At 68.1% G+C, this 13407-nt stretch carries 15 protein-coding genes; 9 read left to right on the forward strand and 6 right to left on the reverse strand.

Going from position 1 to position 13407, the window contains the following annotated elements; translation table 11 throughout:
- Window positions 1-539: 539 nt before the first annotated feature.
- Window positions 540-1547, reverse strand: a complete 1008-nt coding sequence (locus tag I7S92_RS18065; RefSeq protein ID WP_197646858.1) for a polyprenyl synthetase family protein — start codon at window positions 1545-1547, stop codon at window positions 540-542.
- Window positions 1548-1599: 52 nt separating this feature from the next.
- On the opposite strand from I7S92_RS18065, the gene I7S92_RS18070 reads away from it, so the two are divergent.
- From I7S92_RS18070 to I7S92_RS18080, 3 genes are all read left to right on the forward strand, one after another.
- Complete coding sequence (locus tag I7S92_RS18070; RefSeq protein ID WP_197646860.1) at window positions 1600-1812, forward strand: putative signal transducing protein; 213 nt, start codon at window positions 1600-1602, stop codon at window positions 1810-1812.
- On the forward strand, window positions 1812-2570 hold the full coding sequence (locus I7S92_RS18075) for a tRNA1(Val) (adenine(37)-N6)-methyltransferase (RefSeq protein WP_197646862.1): 759 nt from the start codon (window positions 1812-1814) through the stop codon (window positions 2568-2570). The genes I7S92_RS18070 and I7S92_RS18075 overlap by 1 nt, the downstream gene beginning before the upstream one ends.
- A gap of 99 nt (window positions 2571-2669) precedes the next feature.
- The gene (locus tag I7S92_RS18080; RefSeq protein ID WP_197646864.1) at window positions 2670-2834 is read left to right on the forward strand and encodes a YdcH family protein; all 165 of its coding nucleotides are present in this window, start codon (window positions 2670-2672) and stop codon (window positions 2832-2834) included.
- Here I7S92_RS18080 and yddG read toward each other — a convergent pair.
- The 4 genes from yddG to I7S92_RS18100 all read right to left on the reverse strand — a co-directional run bounded on the left by yddG (window position 2824) and on the right by I7S92_RS18100 (window position 6838).
- A complete protein-coding gene (gene yddG / locus I7S92_RS18085; RefSeq protein ID WP_197646866.1) occupies window positions 2824-3684 on the reverse strand; it encodes an aromatic amino acid exporter YddG in 861 nt (286 codons plus the stop codon). The two genes, I7S92_RS18080 and yddG, sit on opposite strands and share 11 nt — an antisense overlap.
- A gap of 138 nt (window positions 3685-3822) precedes the next feature.
- A complete protein-coding gene (phbB, locus tag I7S92_RS18090; protein ID WP_197646868.1) occupies window positions 3823-4548 on the reverse strand; it encodes an acetoacetyl-CoA reductase in 726 nt (241 codons plus the stop codon).
- Between the two features lie 135 nt (window positions 4549-4683).
- Entirely contained in the window at window positions 4684-5859 is a 1176-nt protein-coding gene (locus I7S92_RS18095; protein WP_197646869.1) for an acetyl-CoA C-acetyltransferase, read from the reverse strand.
- A gap of 115 nt (window positions 5860-5974) precedes the next feature.
- Window positions 5975-6838 (reverse strand): EAL domain-containing protein, encoded by an 864-nt coding sequence (locus I7S92_RS18100; RefSeq protein ID WP_242070276.1) that lies wholly within the window; start codon window positions 6836-6838, stop codon window positions 5975-5977.
- A gap of 85 nt (window positions 6839-6923) precedes the next feature.
- On the opposite strand from I7S92_RS18100, the gene I7S92_RS18105 reads away from it, so the two are divergent.
- From I7S92_RS18105 to I7S92_RS18120, 4 genes are all read left to right on the forward strand, one after another.
- Window positions 6924-7487, forward strand: a complete 564-nt coding sequence (locus I7S92_RS18105) for a DNA-3-methyladenine glycosylase I (RefSeq protein ID WP_197646871.1) — start codon at window positions 6924-6926, stop codon at window positions 7485-7487.
- A gap of 63 nt (window positions 7488-7550) precedes the next feature.
- Window positions 7551-8453, forward strand: a complete 903-nt coding sequence (gene trxA / locus I7S92_RS18110) for a thioredoxin (protein WP_197646880.1) — start codon at window positions 7551-7553, stop codon at window positions 8451-8453.
- A gap of 27 nt (window positions 8454-8480) precedes the next feature.
- Window positions 8481-9137 carry an LON peptidase substrate-binding domain-containing protein gene (locus I7S92_RS18115; protein WP_197646891.1) on the forward strand — a complete coding sequence of 219 codons (657 nt, stop codon included), beginning with the start codon at window positions 8481-8483 and terminating at the stop codon, window positions 9135-9137.
- On the forward strand, window positions 9134-9310 hold the full coding sequence (locus tag I7S92_RS18120; protein ID WP_197646892.1) for a Trm112 family protein: 177 nt from the start codon (window positions 9134-9136) through the stop codon (window positions 9308-9310). Before I7S92_RS18115 ends, I7S92_RS18120 begins: the two co-directional genes overlap by 4 nt.
- Window positions 9311-9434: 124 nt before the next feature.
- On the opposite strand, the gene I7S92_RS18125 is transcribed toward I7S92_RS18120, so the two are convergent.
- Complete coding sequence (locus I7S92_RS18125) at window positions 9435-10664, reverse strand: UbiH/UbiF/VisC/COQ6 family ubiquinone biosynthesis hydroxylase (protein ID WP_197646893.1); 1230 nt, start codon at window positions 10662-10664, stop codon at window positions 9435-9437.
- A gap of 76 nt (window positions 10665-10740) precedes the next feature.
- Here I7S92_RS18125 and I7S92_RS18130 point away from each other — a divergent pair, with 76 nt between their 5' ends.
- Together I7S92_RS18130 and I7S92_RS18135 are read left to right on the forward strand one after the other, a co-directional pair.
- Window positions 10741-12072, forward strand: a complete 1332-nt coding sequence (locus I7S92_RS18130; protein WP_197646894.1) for an amidase — start codon at window positions 10741-10743, stop codon at window positions 12070-12072.
- Between the two features lie 151 nt (window positions 12073-12223).
- A complete protein-coding gene (locus I7S92_RS18135; RefSeq protein WP_197646899.1) occupies window positions 12224-13402 on the forward strand; it encodes an aminotransferase class I/II-fold pyridoxal phosphate-dependent enzyme in 1179 nt (392 codons plus the stop codon).
- Window positions 13403-13407: the final 5 nt, after the last annotated feature.

A 13407-nucleotide genomic window follows, 5' to 3' on the forward strand; every position in this document is an offset into this window, starting at 1 on the left:
CTCGGCCCCCACCGGGAAATCGGCGGTGATCGCATCCTCCTGATAGTCGCGCGCGCCCTGGCTTATCCCCGAGGCGACGTCATAGCGCGGCTCACGCGATCGCCATATCATGCCCGTCTCCTCCAGCACCGCAGGCCGTCCAGCCGCAGCAGCAGCGTCGCGCCGTCATGGGGCGCGGCCTGCCGGGGCCGGGTGGAGGATCGGATCGATTCGGTTCCGCCGGGGCAAGGCAAACACAGCCGCGCCCCTGGCCTGCGGCGCGGCCAGTCGAGGACGTCCATCTTCAATACTCCCTCTCCGGGCGCGGCCGGAGATCCACCCGCTTCTGCACCATTCACCTTCGTCGTTTGCAGCCTGGCGCAGGTCCGGCCACTTCCGTGCCGTTTCTGCAGCCCCTGCCCCGGGATGCTTATGCGCATCCTCGTTCCGGGCAGGTCGTTCGACGATCACCAGTCAATACCACAACGTCTTGGTTTAGAATTCCCTTAGACTTTGACCAAAAAATGATCCCAATTCGGTCATTTCACGATCTTGCCCGGTCAGAGCACACGCGCCACGACATAGCCGGCCAGATCGTCCAGCATCTGCCGCAGCGGGTGATCGGGCAGCGAGGACATGGCCTGCCGCGCCCGCTCAGCCCAGGCAAGGGCCTCGTCCCGGGCGGCCGCGATCGCGCCGTGCCGGGCCAGGATCGCCATGGCCTGCTCCAGGTCGCCCTCGCGCTGGTCGCCCTTCTCGATCGTGCGGATCCAGAAGGCACGCTCCTCGGCATCGGCCTTCGCCACCGCCTTGATCACCGGCAGGGTCAGCTTGCGCTCGCGGAAGTCATCGCCGATGTTCTTGCCGATCACCGCATCCTGCCCGCCGTAATCCAGGATATCGTCGACGATCTGGAAGGCGATCCCCAGCGCATCGCCGTAGTCGTAAAGCGCCTTGACCTGAGAATCCATCGCACCCGATATAACCGCACCCGATTCGGTCGCGGCCGAGAAAAGTGCCGCCGTCTTGCCGCGCACGACCTGCAGGTAGATCGCCTCATCCGTCGCCAGATCCTGCGCCGCCGTAAGTTGCAGCACCTCGCCTTCGGCAATCGTCGCGCTGGCATTGGCCAGGATGTCCAGCACCCGCAGGCTGCCGGTCTCGACCATGAGCTGGAAGCTGCGGGCGAAAAGATAGTCTCCCACCAGGACCGAGGATTTGTTGTCCCACAGCAGGTTGGCCGTCGGTCGTCCGCGCCGGCGCTGGCTTTCGTCCACCACGTCGTCGTGCAAGAGCGTCGCGGTATGGATGAATTCCACCGTCGCGGCCAGCTTCTGGTGGTCGCTGCCCTGATAGCCCAGAAGCCGTGCCGCAGCCAGGGTCAGCATCGGCCGCAGCCGCTTGCCCCCGGCCTCGACCAGATGGGCGGTGACCTCGGGGATGCGGGGGGCGTGCTTGCTGGCCATCCGCGCGCGGATCAGCGCATTGACCGCCGCCATATCCTCGGCCAGCCACTCTGCCAGCCGGTCATGCGGCGCCTTCACCTTTGTCTCAGCCACCCCGTCCATCCCCGCGCCTTCCGCCTTGCCCCCGGCCGGAAGGCGGGGTTAACTCCATGCCATGAAGGAAATTCTGCGGACGACGGACCCCACGCTGATCGCCTTCGCCACGCATCTTCTTGGTGGCGAGGGTATAGCCACCTTTCCGCTCGACGTCCACATGAGCGTCCTTGACGGCAGCATGGGCATCCTGCCGCAGCGCCTCATGGTGGCCGAGCGCGACCATTTCCGCGCCGCGGCCATCCTGCGCGACAACGACATCCCGACCAGTTGATGTTTGCCGAGGACCAGCTTTCCGATGACAAGTTCCTCTGCGGCCGGTTGCGCCTGTTGCAACCGCTGAAAGGCTATCGCGCCGCGACCGATCCCGTGCTGCTGGCCGCGGCCTGCCCGGCGGAACCGGGGGAGAGCGTCCTTGACCTTGGCTGCGGGGCCGGGGCGGCGGCGCTCTGCCTTGGCTGGCGGGTGCCCGGCCTTGCCCTCGCGGGGCTGGAGTTGCAGCCGGATTACGCCGAACTTGCCCGCCGCAATGCCGGTCGCAACGGCCTGGCGCTTGCGGTCCATGAGGGCGACCTGGCCCGGATGCCGGCTGCGCTGCGCCGCGACTTCGACCATGTGATCGCCAACCCGCCCTATTACCCGCCCGGAGGCAGCCCCTCGCCCCGGCAGGACCGCGCCCGGGCGATGCGGGTGGAAACGCCGCTGGCCGACTGGGTCGCCGCCGCCACCCGTCGCCTGCGTCCCGGCGGCTGGCTGACGCTGATCTGCGGCGCCGATGGCCTGCCCGAGGTCCTGGCCGCGATGGCCCCCAAGCTCGGCTCGGCCTCGGTCCTGCCGCTTGCCGCGCGGCAGGGGCGTCCGGCGCTGCGTATCCTTCTGCGCGCGCGCAAGGGCGGCCGGGCCGCCTTCCGCCTGCTCGCGCCGCTGGTCGTCCACGCCGGACCGGCCCATGACGGCGACCGCGAGAGCTATACCGCCGAGGCCAACGCCGTCCTGCGGGAAGGCGCCGATCTTGCTGCGTATTTTCGCTGAACCCGCTGCATCAAGCTGTCACAGGCCTGTAACAGGTGATGACACGACTCGCGTTTCGTGGTGCACTTGTCCCGTGGGTAGCTTTACAGGAGGACGACCATGACGATCGCATCGCATCTGGTGGAACTGCGCAAGAAGCACGAAACCCTCTCGGCCGAAGTCGAGCAGGCCCAGCGCAGCCCCAGTACGGATGCCCTGAAGATCGCCGAACTGAAGAAGCAGAAGCTGCGCCTGAAGGAGGAGATCGAGCGGCTCAGCACCTGACCCTGGCGCTGGCCCGTGCCGCCAGCGCCGCACCGGCCGTAATCAGCACGGCCGCAAGCGCGATGGTCCAGGTCGGCCGGGCAATCCCGGCCGCCACCAGGGCCAGCGTCGACAGCAGCGGTGCTGCATAAGAGGCGACGCCCAGAAGCTGGATGTCGCCTTTCTTCATCCCGATATCCCAGGTGAAGAAAGCCGCGCCGACGGGCCCCAGCCCCAGCGCCAGCACTGCCGCCCAGCCCAGGCTGTCCTCTGGCCAGAGCGTCTCCTCCAGCGCCAGATGCGCCGCGACCGACAGCGCCGCCGTTGCCAGGCAGAAGACCGTCACGCTTTCCGTCGGCACGTCGCCCAGCCGTCGCGACAGCACGGAATAGCCCGCCCAGACCAGCGCACAAAGGAACGCCAGCGTCAGCCCGGCGGTCGAGCTTGCCGCGCCTTCGCGCCCCAGCACGATCACCGCCGCGCCGGCAAAGGCGATCAGCGCGCCGATCACATGCGCGGCCCGCAACCGCTCGCCCGGCAGAAGGCCCGAGAACAGCACGATGAACAGCGGCCAGAGATAGGCGATCAGCCCGGTTTCGGCGCTGGGCGACAGGCGGAAGGCGGTGAAATACAGGAAGTGATAGCCGAAAAGCCCCACCGTGCCAAAGGCATAGACCTTCCACCCCACGCCCCGCAGCACCCCGAACCCCTGCCGCAGCGTCCAGATCAGGCCGATGCTTCCCCCGATGCCGAAGCAGAGCGCGTTCAGCAGGAAGGGCGGCACCGGCGCGCTGCCGATGGTGAACAGCGCCAGCAGCGACCACATCAGCACCGCCGAGAAGCCGATCCCCGTTGCCCGTCCCTTGCCCATTCCAGCCTCCCGCTCCGGTCCGCCCCGCATAGCCGCCCCGGCGCACAAGGAAAAGGGCCGCCCCGCAGGACGGCCCGATGCTCGTCGATGACTTCGTCACTCCTCGCCGACGAGGAGACGAAGTCGAACGAGGAGGGGTCAGACGACGAACTGCCCGCCGTTCGCGCTGATGGTCGAGCCGGTGATGAACCCGGCGTCCTCGCTGGCCAGGAAGACCACGATCCGCGCGATCTCCTCGGGCTCGCCCAGCCGGCCCACGGGGATCAGCGGGATGATCCGCTCGTTCAGCACCTTCTCGTCGATCGCCTTGACCATTTCGGTCGCGATATAGCCCGGGCAGATCGCGTTGACCGTGATCCCGGCCCGCGCCCCTTCCTGCGCCAGCGCCTTGGTGAAGCCCAGGTCCCCGGCCTTGGCCGCCGAATAGTTCGCCTGCCCCGCCTGGCCCTTCTGCCCGTTGATCGAGCTGATGCTGATCACCCGCCCGAACTTGCGGTCGCGCATCCCGGACCACAGCGGATGCGTCATGTTGAACAGGCCCGAGAGGTTGGTGTCGATCACTTCCTTCCACTGGGTGGGGGTCATCTTGTGGAACATCGCGTCGCGGGTGATCCCGGCGTTGTTCACGAGGATGTCGACCGGGCCTAGATCGGCCTCGACCTTGGCGATGCCTTCCTTGCAGGCCTCATACTCCGCGACCGACCATTTGTAGGTCGGGATGCCGGTCTCCCTGGTGAAGGCCGCGGCCGCCTCGTCGTTGCCGGCATAGTTCGCCGCGACCTTGTAGCCCGCCGCCTTCAACGCGACCGAGATCGCCGCGCCAATGCCGCGCGAACCGCCCGTGACCAATGCAACCCGTGACATCGTGATTCTCCTCCTGCAGGTAAGTCAGCCTATCCCATTGAAATCCTGTTACCGAAATGAAATCGGGCGCGCAACATTATTGCGCGCCCGATTTCATTTCGCGGAGTATCGCTGCGGCGCAGCAACAGTTGTGGCTCAGGCGCGTTCCAGGCACATGGCAACGCCCATGCCGCCGCCGATGCATAGCGTGGCCAGGCCCTTCTTCGCGCCCGACCGGCCCATCTCGAACAGAAGCGTGTTCAGGATCCGCGCGCCCGAGGCGCCGATCGGGTGGCCGATGGCGATGGCGCCGCCGTTCACGTTCACGATCGACGGATCCCAGCCCATGTCCTTGTTCACCGCGCAGGCCTGGGCGGCGAAGGCCTCGTTCGCCTCGACCAGATCGAGGTCGCCGACCTTCCAGCCCGCCTTCCCCAGCGCCTTGCGGCTGGCGTGGATCGGCCCGACGCCCATGATCGAGGGGTCGAGCCCGGCAGTCGCATAGGAGGCGATCCGCGCCAGCGGCGTCAGCCCGCGCTTCACCGCCTCTTCCGCCGTCATCAGCACCACCGCCGCCGCTCCGTCGTTGATGCCCGACGCGTTCGCAGCCGTGACCGAGCCGTCTTTCACGAAGGCCGGACGCAGCTTCTGCATCGCCTCCATCGTCGCGCCGTGGCGGATGTATTCGTCGGCATCCACCACCGTGTCGCCCTTGCGGGTCTTGATGGTGAAGGGGATGATCTCGTCCTTGAACTTGCCGGCCTTCTGCGCGGCCTCGGCCTTGTTCTGGCTGGCCAGCGCGAATTCGTCCTGCATGTCGCGGGAAATCTGCCACTGGTTCGCGACGTTCTCGGCGGTCTGGCCCATGTGATAGCCGTTGAACGCGTCCCAGAGCCCGTCCTTGATCATCGAGTCGATGAAGTTCAGGTCGCCCATCTTCTGCCCCGCGCGCAGATGCGCGACATGGGGGCTGAGAGACATCGATTCCTGCCCGCCCGCGACCACGATCCGCGCATCGCCCAGCTGCACATGCTGCGCCCCCAGCGCGACCGCCCGCAGGCCCGAGCCGCAGACCTGGTTCAGCGACCAGGCGCTCGCCTCCTTCGGCAGGCCCGCCTTGATATGCGCCTGCCGCGCCGGGTTCTGGCCCTGGCCGGCGGTCAGCACCTGGCCCAGGATCGTCTCCTCGACCTCGGCCTTGTCGATCCCGGCGCGGGCGACGACCGCCTCGATCACCGCCGCGCCCAGGTCATGGGCCGCAGTGTTCGCGAACGAGCCGTTGAAACTGCCTACGGCGGTGCGGCCGGCGGCGACGATTACGACATTGGTCATTCCAGATCCTCTCTCTAGCGCCCGGCGACCCGAGAGGGCTTTCGCCGCGTCACCCATGGCCTAAGCGGAACCGGCCGCAAGCGCAAGAATGTTGGCGCAACCAGCGCGAAACCCGTCATCCGCCCGGCGGCCCCAGGTTCGGCCGCCCGTTCCGGAAGGCGCGGAAGTCCGGCGTTACCGAGGGCGCGCCGAAGAGATAGCCCTGCATGCAGCCCGCCCCCGCCTCGCGCAGCCACGTCGCCTCGGCCTCGGTCTCGACCGCCTCGGCCACGACATACATCCCCATCTCCCGCGCAAGCGCCAGCGCGGCCCGCACGATGGCCTGGCTTGGTTCCAGCCGGTCGATGTGGCGCACCAGATTGCCCTCGATCTTCGCGATCTCGAAGCGCAACTCGTGCAGGATCTGCAGCGAGATCAGGCTGGCGCCGAAATCGTCCAGCGCAAAGACGATTCCGTGGTTGCGCATCTCCGCCATGAAGGGGCGCAGCACATCGGGCACCTGCATCGCCGAGGGGGCGCTGATCTCGAGGATCAGGTTGTAGCCCAGCTTCGGGCTGTCGCGCAGCGCCTTGCGCAGAATCGATCCCCAGCGCTGATAGCCGACCGAACGCGCCGACATGTTGATCGAGACCCGGATCTGCGGATTGCGCTGCAGGCACATCAGCCCCATCTGCAGCGCTGCGCAGTCGATCTCGCGGCCCAGTTCGGTCTGCTCCACCGCGCCCATGAAGTCCCGTGCCGGAATGACCTGGTCGCGCAGGTTCAGAAGCCGGATGAATCCCTCGAAGAAGCCGATCACCGACGGGTCCGAGGCATAGACCACCGGCTGCCAGGCCAGCCGCATCCGCCGGTCCCGCAATGCCCCCGCCACGGTCTTCAGCGTCTCGCGGTCGGCCGCGGCGATCGCGGCGGCTAGCGGATTGGCAAGCGTCGGGTCGCGGTCGAACTTCGACACTTTCGCGTCCATCATGAAACTCATGCGCAGCCCCCGGGTGCAGTCCGATCCTGATCGACAGCCTGCCTCCGCTTCGGTAAACCCCTCGCTAACGTCCCAGGGTCAGCCGATGGAAAATACCGACAATTCGATGCGTTGCCCCTGGTGCGGCACCGATCCGCTCTACATCGCCTACCACGACTGTGAATGGGGCCGGCCCGAGCGAGACCCCTACCGTCTGTTCGAACTCCTCTGTCTCGAAAGCTTCCAGGCCGGGCTTTCCTGGATCACCGTCCTGCGCAAGCGCGAGGCCTTCCGCGCCGCCTTGCACGGCTTCCGCCCCGAGATTCTCGCCACCTGGGGCGAGGCCGAGGTCACCCGCCTGTTGCAAGATCCCGGCATCATCCGCCATCGCGGCAAGATCGAGGCCACGCTCCGCGCCGCCCGCGCCTTCCTGCAGATCGAGGCGGCCGAAGGTTTCTCTCCCTTCCTCTGGTCCTTCGTCGGCGGCGCCCCCCTCGTCAACCATCCCGCCAGCATGGCGCAGGTCCCCGCAAGCACCCCGCAATCCGAGGCGATGTCGAAGGCGCTGAAGGCCCGGGGCTTCTCCTTCGTCGGCCCCACGATCACCTATGCCTTCATGCAGGCGGCGGGCCTGGTGAACGACCATCTGGCCGGCTGCCCCTCCCGCTAGACCCCTTGGACTTTCCGCGCCAAGGGCTCATATATCCGGCAGACAAACCGCAAGGGGGCCAGCATGCTGGGCATGGGCGACAAACCGCAAGCCGACGCGAACCTGATCAAGGACGCAACCGAAGCCAGCTTCATGGCCGACGTGATCGAGGCCAGCCGCGAGGTTCCGGTCATCGTCGACTTCTGGGCCACCTGGTGCGGCCCCTGCAAGACCCTCGGCCCGATGCTCGAAGCCGCCGTGACCGCCGCCAGGGGCAAGGTGCGCATGGTCAAGGTCGATGTCGACCAGAACCAGCGCATCGCCGCCCAGCTGCGCATCCAGTCCATCCCCACCGTCTACGCCTTCTGGCAGGGCCAGCCGGTCGACGGCTTCCAGGGCGCGGTGCCGGCTTCCGAACTCAAGGCCTTCATCGAGCGCGTCTCGGCCCTTGCCGGGGACGGCGGCCTGGCTGAGGCGATCCAGGCGGCCGAGGACATGCTGACCGAAGGCGCCGCCGCCGACGCGGCCGAGACCTTCGCCGCCATCCTGGGCGAAGAGGCCGAGAACGCCGCCGCCTATGGCGGGCTTGTCCGCGCCCATATCGCCCTTGGCGATCTCGACCAGGCCGAGGCGCTGATCGCAGCCGCCCCGGCCCCGGTGGCGAAGTCCAAGGAGCTGGACGCCGCCCGTGCCCAGCTTGAACTGGCCCGGCAGGCCGCCAATGCCGGCCCCGAGGCCGAGCTTCGCGCCGCCGTCGAGGCGAACCCGGACGACCACCGGGCCCGTTTCGACCTTGCCGCCGCGCTGCTTGCGGCCGGGAACCAGAAGGAAGCCGTGGACGAATTGCTGGAGCTGTTCCGCCGCGACCGCGAATGGAACGACGGCGCGGCAAAGACCCAGCTCTTCACCATCTTCGAGGCGCTCAAGCCGCAGGATCCGATCGTCCTTGCCGGCCGCCGCCGTCTCTCGTCGATGATATTTGCCTGAGGCGGGCAGCGGGCTATGTCGCTGCCCATGTTCAGCGCCTCAGACCTGCCGGACGTGATTCCGGTCTTCCCCCTGCCCGGAGCCCTCATGCTGCCCAGGGCTCGCCTGCCACTGCACATCTTCGAGCCGCGCTATCTTGCGATGATCGAGGATTGCCTGAAGACCCCGCACCGGCTGATCGGCATGATCCAGCCGCGCGAGACCCCGGCCTCGGAAAAGCGTGAGGGCGAGACGCGTCTGCAGGCCATCGGCTGCGCCGGACGTATCACCGGCTTTTCCGAAACCGAGGACGGGCGCTACATGATCACCCTCTCCGGCATCTCCCGCTTCCGCGTGAAGGAGGAGGTGCAGGGCTTCACTCCCTACCGCCGCTGCCTGGTGGACTGGACCCCCTTCACCCGCGACCTCGGCCCCACCGAGGAGGACCCCGGCTTCCGCCGAGGCGAGTTCATGGCGCTTCTCGGCCGCTATTTCGTCAAGATGAACCTTTCGACCGACTGGGACAGCCTGAAGGAGGCCGAGATCGAGCTTCTGATCAACTCGCTTTCCATGCTCTGCCCCTTCTCGCCCGAGGACAAGCAGGCCCTGCTTGAAGCCCCGACCCTCGATACAAGGCGCGAGACCATCGTGACCCTGATCGAATTCGCCCTGCGCGGCGGCTCGGATGAGGAGATCCTGCAATGACCGAGCCCGCCGACCGCCGGATGCTCGAGGCGCTGGTCTGCCCGGTGACCCATGCGATCCTGACCTATGACGCCGAGAAGCAGGAGCTGATCTCCAAGGCCGCCCACCTCGCCTTCCCGATCCGCGACGGCATCCCCGTGATGCTCCTCAGCGAAGCCCGCGAGATCGAATAAGCCAAGCCCCCCGTAGGTCGGGGCCTGCCCCGACACTCACAACAACCCTAATGATTCCCTAACGCTCACAGCCAAGCCCTTGAAATCCCGGCATCCCTTCGGCTGCCCGCGCGTGGACAACCGCTCAGATCGGCTTGCCCGCCAGAAGTTTCGGCAACTCCCCCGTCAGCCCCGCCGCCTGCCGGATGAACCCCCGGCGCAGCCCCGGCAGGGCCGAGACGAGACCCATCCCCAGGTCGCGACCCAGCCGCAGGACCGGATTGTCGCTGGAAAAGATCCGGTTGACCGCATCCATCCCCAGCGCCAGCGCCGTCGCATCGAACCGCCGCCATCGCTGGTATTCCTCCAGCGCCACCGGAGAGCCCACATCCTCCCCCCGCCGCCTTGCCAGGATCAGCACCTCGGCCAGCGCCGCCACGTCGCGCAGCCCCAGGTTCAGCCCCTGCCCCGCGATCGGATGCACTCCATGCGCCGCATCCCCCACCAGCGCGACCCGGTCGGACACGAACCGCTCGGCCAGCGACAGCGAGAGCGGGTAGGTGAACCGTGTCCCGGCCAGGCTGATCTCACCCAGGAAATCCCCGAACCGGGGCCGCAGGGCCGACAGATACTCCGCATCCGGCAGGGCCTGGATCGCCTGCGCGACCTCGTCGGTCTCGCTCCAGACGATGCTGGAGTGGTGCCCGCCCTTCAGCGGCAGGATCGCCAGCGGACCCGAGGGCATGAAGAACTGCTGCGCGACCCCTTGGTGGTCCTTTTCATGCCGGATCGCCGTGACCAGCGCGGTCTGGCCGTAGCCCCAGCCGATCCGCCTGATCCCCGCCCGCGCCGCCACGCCCGAGCCGCGCCCGTCGCAGCCGACCAGAAGCCCCGCCACCAGCCTGCGCCCCGAGGCCAGCGTCACCGCCACGCCCGAGGCCGAGACCTCCTGCCCCACCACAGTCTCGCCCGAAAGCAGCGTGATCCCCGGCGTCTCGCGCATCGCCTCCAGGAAGGCGGCATAGAGAAAGCGGTCCTCGAGCATGTAGCCCATCGGGCCTTCCTCGATCTCGGCCGCGTCGAACTCCAGGAAGAACGGCGCCGCGCCTTCGCCTGCCCGGCCATCGCTCGCCTTGATCTGCAGGATCGGCTGCGCCTGCCCGGCCACGCGGCCCCAGATCCCGATCGCCTTCAGCAGCCGCACCGAGGCGATGGCCAGCGCATAGGCCCGCCCGTCGAACCCCGCCTCGGCCCGGTCCGGCGCCGGGCGCGCGTCGACGACCGTGACGCGGTAGCCCCCCTGAGCCAGCGCCAAGGCAAGGGCAGGGCCGTTCAGCCCCCCGCCCGCGATCAGGATGTCGGTGTCCCGGTTCATGCCCCCTACATATCCCGCACGGCCCGATTGTCCATGCGTCTGCAAGCCGCTACCGTCGCCCAAAACGAGGAGAGCCATGACCGGAACCTGGGCGAACATGACCGCATCCGACCTGGGACGCGAGATCGACGAGGGCCGGATCCATCCGGTCGAACTGACCGAGGCCATGCTGGAGGCAATCGAGCGCCACCCGCTGTCCTCGCGCATCTACGCCCGCAGCACCCCCGCCCGTGCGCGGGGGGAGGCGATGGCCGCCGCGACAAGGGCTAAGACGGGGATGCGCCGGGGGCTTCTCGATGGGGTGCCGGTCAGCTGGAAGGACCTCTTTGACACCGCCGGAGTGGCGACCGAGGCCGGATCGGCCCTGCTGAAGCATCGCACCCCCGCCCGCGATGCGGTGGTGCTGGAAACCGCGACGCTGCAAGGCCTCGTCTGCCTTGGCAAGACGCATATGTCGGAGCTGGCTTTCTCGGGCCTGGGCCTGAACCCGGTGACGGGGACGCCGCCCTGCCTGAATGACGAGCGCGCGGTGCCGGGGGGCTCGTCCTCGGGCGCGGCGGCCTCGGTCGCCTTCGGGCTGGCTCCGGCGGCGATCGGCTCGGACACCGGGGGATCGGTGCGGATTCCGGCGGCCTGGAACGACCTGGTGGGGTTGAAGACGACGCATGGCAGCCTGCCGATGGGGGGCACGGTGCCACTGTGCGAAAGCTTTGACACCATCGGCCCCATGGCCCGCTCGGTCGAGGATTGCGCCCAACTTCTTGCCGTGCTGAACGGCACCCGCCCGGCCGACCTGAGCGGCGCGAGCCTTTCCGGCGCACGGCTGGCGGTGCTGGAGACGGTGGCGCTGGACGATCTGCGCGACCGGCCGGGCAAGGGCTTCGAGGATGCGGTTGCCCGCCTTGCGCGCGCAGGTGCCAGCATCACCCGCATCCAGGCGCCGGAAGCGGCCGAGGCCCTGTCCCTTGCCGCGGTCCTGTTCACCGCCGAAGCCTATGGCATCTGGCGCGAAACGATCGAGGCCGCGCCGGAGAAGATGTTCCCCCGCATCTTGGAGCGGTTCCGCTCGGGCGCCACGGTCCCGGCCACCGACTTCGTGGCCGGATGGCGGCGACTGACCCGGATCCGCGAGACCTGGACCGCGCGGACGGCCGCGTTTGACGCGGTGCTTCTGCCCACCTCGCCGATCCTGCCGCCCGAGGTGGACCGGCTGATGACCGACGACGCCTATTATGTGACCGAGAACCTGCTGGCCCTGCGCAATACCCGGATCGGCAATCTGATGGGGGCCTGCGCCCTGACCCTGCCGACCTCGCAGCCGTCCTGCGGGATCACCCTGATGGCCGGGCCGGGACAGGAAGCGCGGCTTCTGCGGCTGGGATCGGCGGCCGAACGGGCGTTGCGGTAAGGTGGGCGAATCGCCCACCTTGCCCATCCCTGCCGAAAAGCCACAACCTTCGCGCCAAGCCCCTAACCGGGCTGGTTTTTCTGGACCTCCTCCGCGCGGCCCGCTATCCTTGAGGCAAATGGGGCGGACAGACCCCTGACTTGAGGCAGCAATGGCTTTTCCTGAGCGGTTTTCGAACCTGCCGGATTATGCGTTTCCGCGTCTGCGGAAACTTCTGGACGCGCACGCCCCCGGCGGCGAACCCATCGCCATGACCATCGGCGAGCCGCGCCATGCCATGCCGGGTTTCGTCGGGCCGATCCTGGCCGCGAATCTCTCCGGCTTCGGGGTCTACCCGCCGAACGACGGCACGCCCGAGCTTCTGGCCGCCATTTCCGCCTGGATCGACCGCCGCTATGGCGTCACCGTTCCGGACGACCGTCTCATGGTGCTGAACGGCACGCGCGAAGGACTGTTCAACGCCTGCATCGCCCTTTGCCCCGAGACCAAGGGCGGCAAGCGTCCCGTCGTATTGATGCCGAACCCGTTCTACCAGGTCTATGCCGTGGCGGCGCTGGCCGTGGGGGCGGAGCCCGTCTATGTCCCGGCCACGGCGGCCACCGGCTTTCTGCCCGATTACGGCAGCCTGCCGCCGGAGGTGCTGGACCGGGTGGCCTTGGCCTATATCTGCTCGCCCGCCAATCCGCAGGGCGCGGTCGCCCCGGCCGAATATCTGGCCGATCTGCTGGCCCTGGCCGAGAAGCATGATTTCGCGGTGCTGGCCGACGAGTGCTATTCCGAGATCTGGCGCAAGTCTCCGCCGCCCGGCCTGTTGCAGGTGGCAAAGGCGCAGGGGGCCGATCCCGAGCGCGTGGCGGTGTTCCATTCGCTGTCCAAGCGGTCGAACCTGCCGGGCCTGCGCTCGGGCTTCGTGGCCGCGGGACCCGAGAGCATGAAGCGCATCCGCCAGCTGCGATCCTTTGCCGGGGCGCCGCTGCCCCTGCCGCTGCAGCGCGTGGCCGAGGCGGCCTGGGCCGACGAGGGCCATGTCACCGCCAGCCGGGCGCTTTATCAGGCCAAATTCGCCGATGCCGACCGGATCTTCGCAGGCGTGCAGGGCTACAAGGCCTCGGACGGCGGCTTCTTCCTCTGGCTGCCGGTCGACGATGGCGAGGCGGCGGCGCTGAAACTCTGGCGCGAGACGGGGGTTCGGGTCCTGCCCGGCGCCTATCTCTCGCGCGATGCCGGGGGCCAGAACCCCGGCGCGGGCTACATCCGCGTGGCGCTGGTCGCCACGCCAGAAGAAACGCAGCGCGGGCTGATCCTGCTTCGCGACTGCATCTATGGGTGAGGGAC

The sequence above is a fragment of the Tabrizicola soli genome, from assembly GCF_015999335.1.
Lineage (GTDB): Bacteria > Pseudomonadota > Alphaproteobacteria > Rhodobacterales > Rhodobacteraceae > Tabrizicola > Tabrizicola soli.

What these genes read in the sequence shown, in the direction of transcription:
- yddG (WP_197646866.1), bottom strand. Translation starts at nt 3,684, where the DNA reads ATGGGCAAGGGACGGGCAACGGGGATCGGCTTCTCGGCGGTGCTGATG.
- I7S92_RS18105 (WP_197646871.1), top strand. Translation starts at nt 6,924, where the DNA reads ATGGAAAATACCGACAATTCGATGCGTTGCCCCTGGTGCGGCACCGAT.
- I7S92_RS18065 (WP_197646858.1), bottom strand. Translation starts at nt 1,547, where the DNA reads ATGGACGGGGTGGCTGAGACAAAGGTGAAGGCGCCGCATGACCGGCTG.
- I7S92_RS18095 (WP_197646869.1), bottom strand. Translation starts at nt 5,859, where the DNA reads ATGACCAATGTCGTAATCGTCGCCGCCGGCCGCACCGCCGTAGGCAGT.
- phbB (WP_197646868.1), bottom strand. Translation starts at nt 4,548, where the DNA reads ATGTCACGGGTTGCATTGGTCACGGGCGGTTCGCGCGGCATTGGCGCG.
- I7S92_RS18130 (WP_197646894.1), top strand. Translation starts at nt 10,741, where the DNA reads ATGACCGGAACCTGGGCGAACATGACCGCATCCGACCTGGGACGCGAG.
- I7S92_RS18080 (WP_197646864.1), top strand. Translation starts at nt 2,670, where the DNA reads ATGACGATCGCATCGCATCTGGTGGAACTGCGCAAGAAGCACGAAACC.
- trxA (WP_197646880.1), top strand. Translation starts at nt 7,551, where the DNA reads ATGCTGGGCATGGGCGACAAACCGCAAGCCGACGCGAACCTGATCAAG.
- I7S92_RS18075 (WP_197646862.1), top strand. Translation starts at nt 1,812, where the DNA reads ATGTTTGCCGAGGACCAGCTTTCCGATGACAAGTTCCTCTGCGGCCGG.
- I7S92_RS18120 (WP_197646892.1), top strand. Translation starts at nt 9,134, where the DNA reads ATGACCGAGCCCGCCGACCGCCGGATGCTCGAGGCGCTGGTCTGCCCG.
- I7S92_RS18115 (WP_197646891.1), top strand. Translation starts at nt 8,481, where the DNA reads ATGTTCAGCGCCTCAGACCTGCCGGACGTGATTCCGGTCTTCCCCCTG.
- I7S92_RS18070 (WP_197646860.1), top strand. Translation starts at nt 1,600, where the DNA reads ATGAAGGAAATTCTGCGGACGACGGACCCCACGCTGATCGCCTTCGCC.
- I7S92_RS18125 (WP_197646893.1), bottom strand. Translation starts at nt 10,664, where the DNA reads ATGAACCGGGACACCGACATCCTGATCGCGGGCGGGGGGCTGAACGGC.
- I7S92_RS18100 (WP_242070276.1), bottom strand. Translation starts at nt 6,838, where the DNA reads ATGAGTTTCATGATGGACGCGAAAGTGTCGAAGTTCGACCGCGACCCG.
- I7S92_RS18135 (WP_197646899.1), top strand. Translation starts at nt 12,224, where the DNA reads ATGGCTTTTCCTGAGCGGTTTTCGAACCTGCCGGATTATGCGTTTCCG.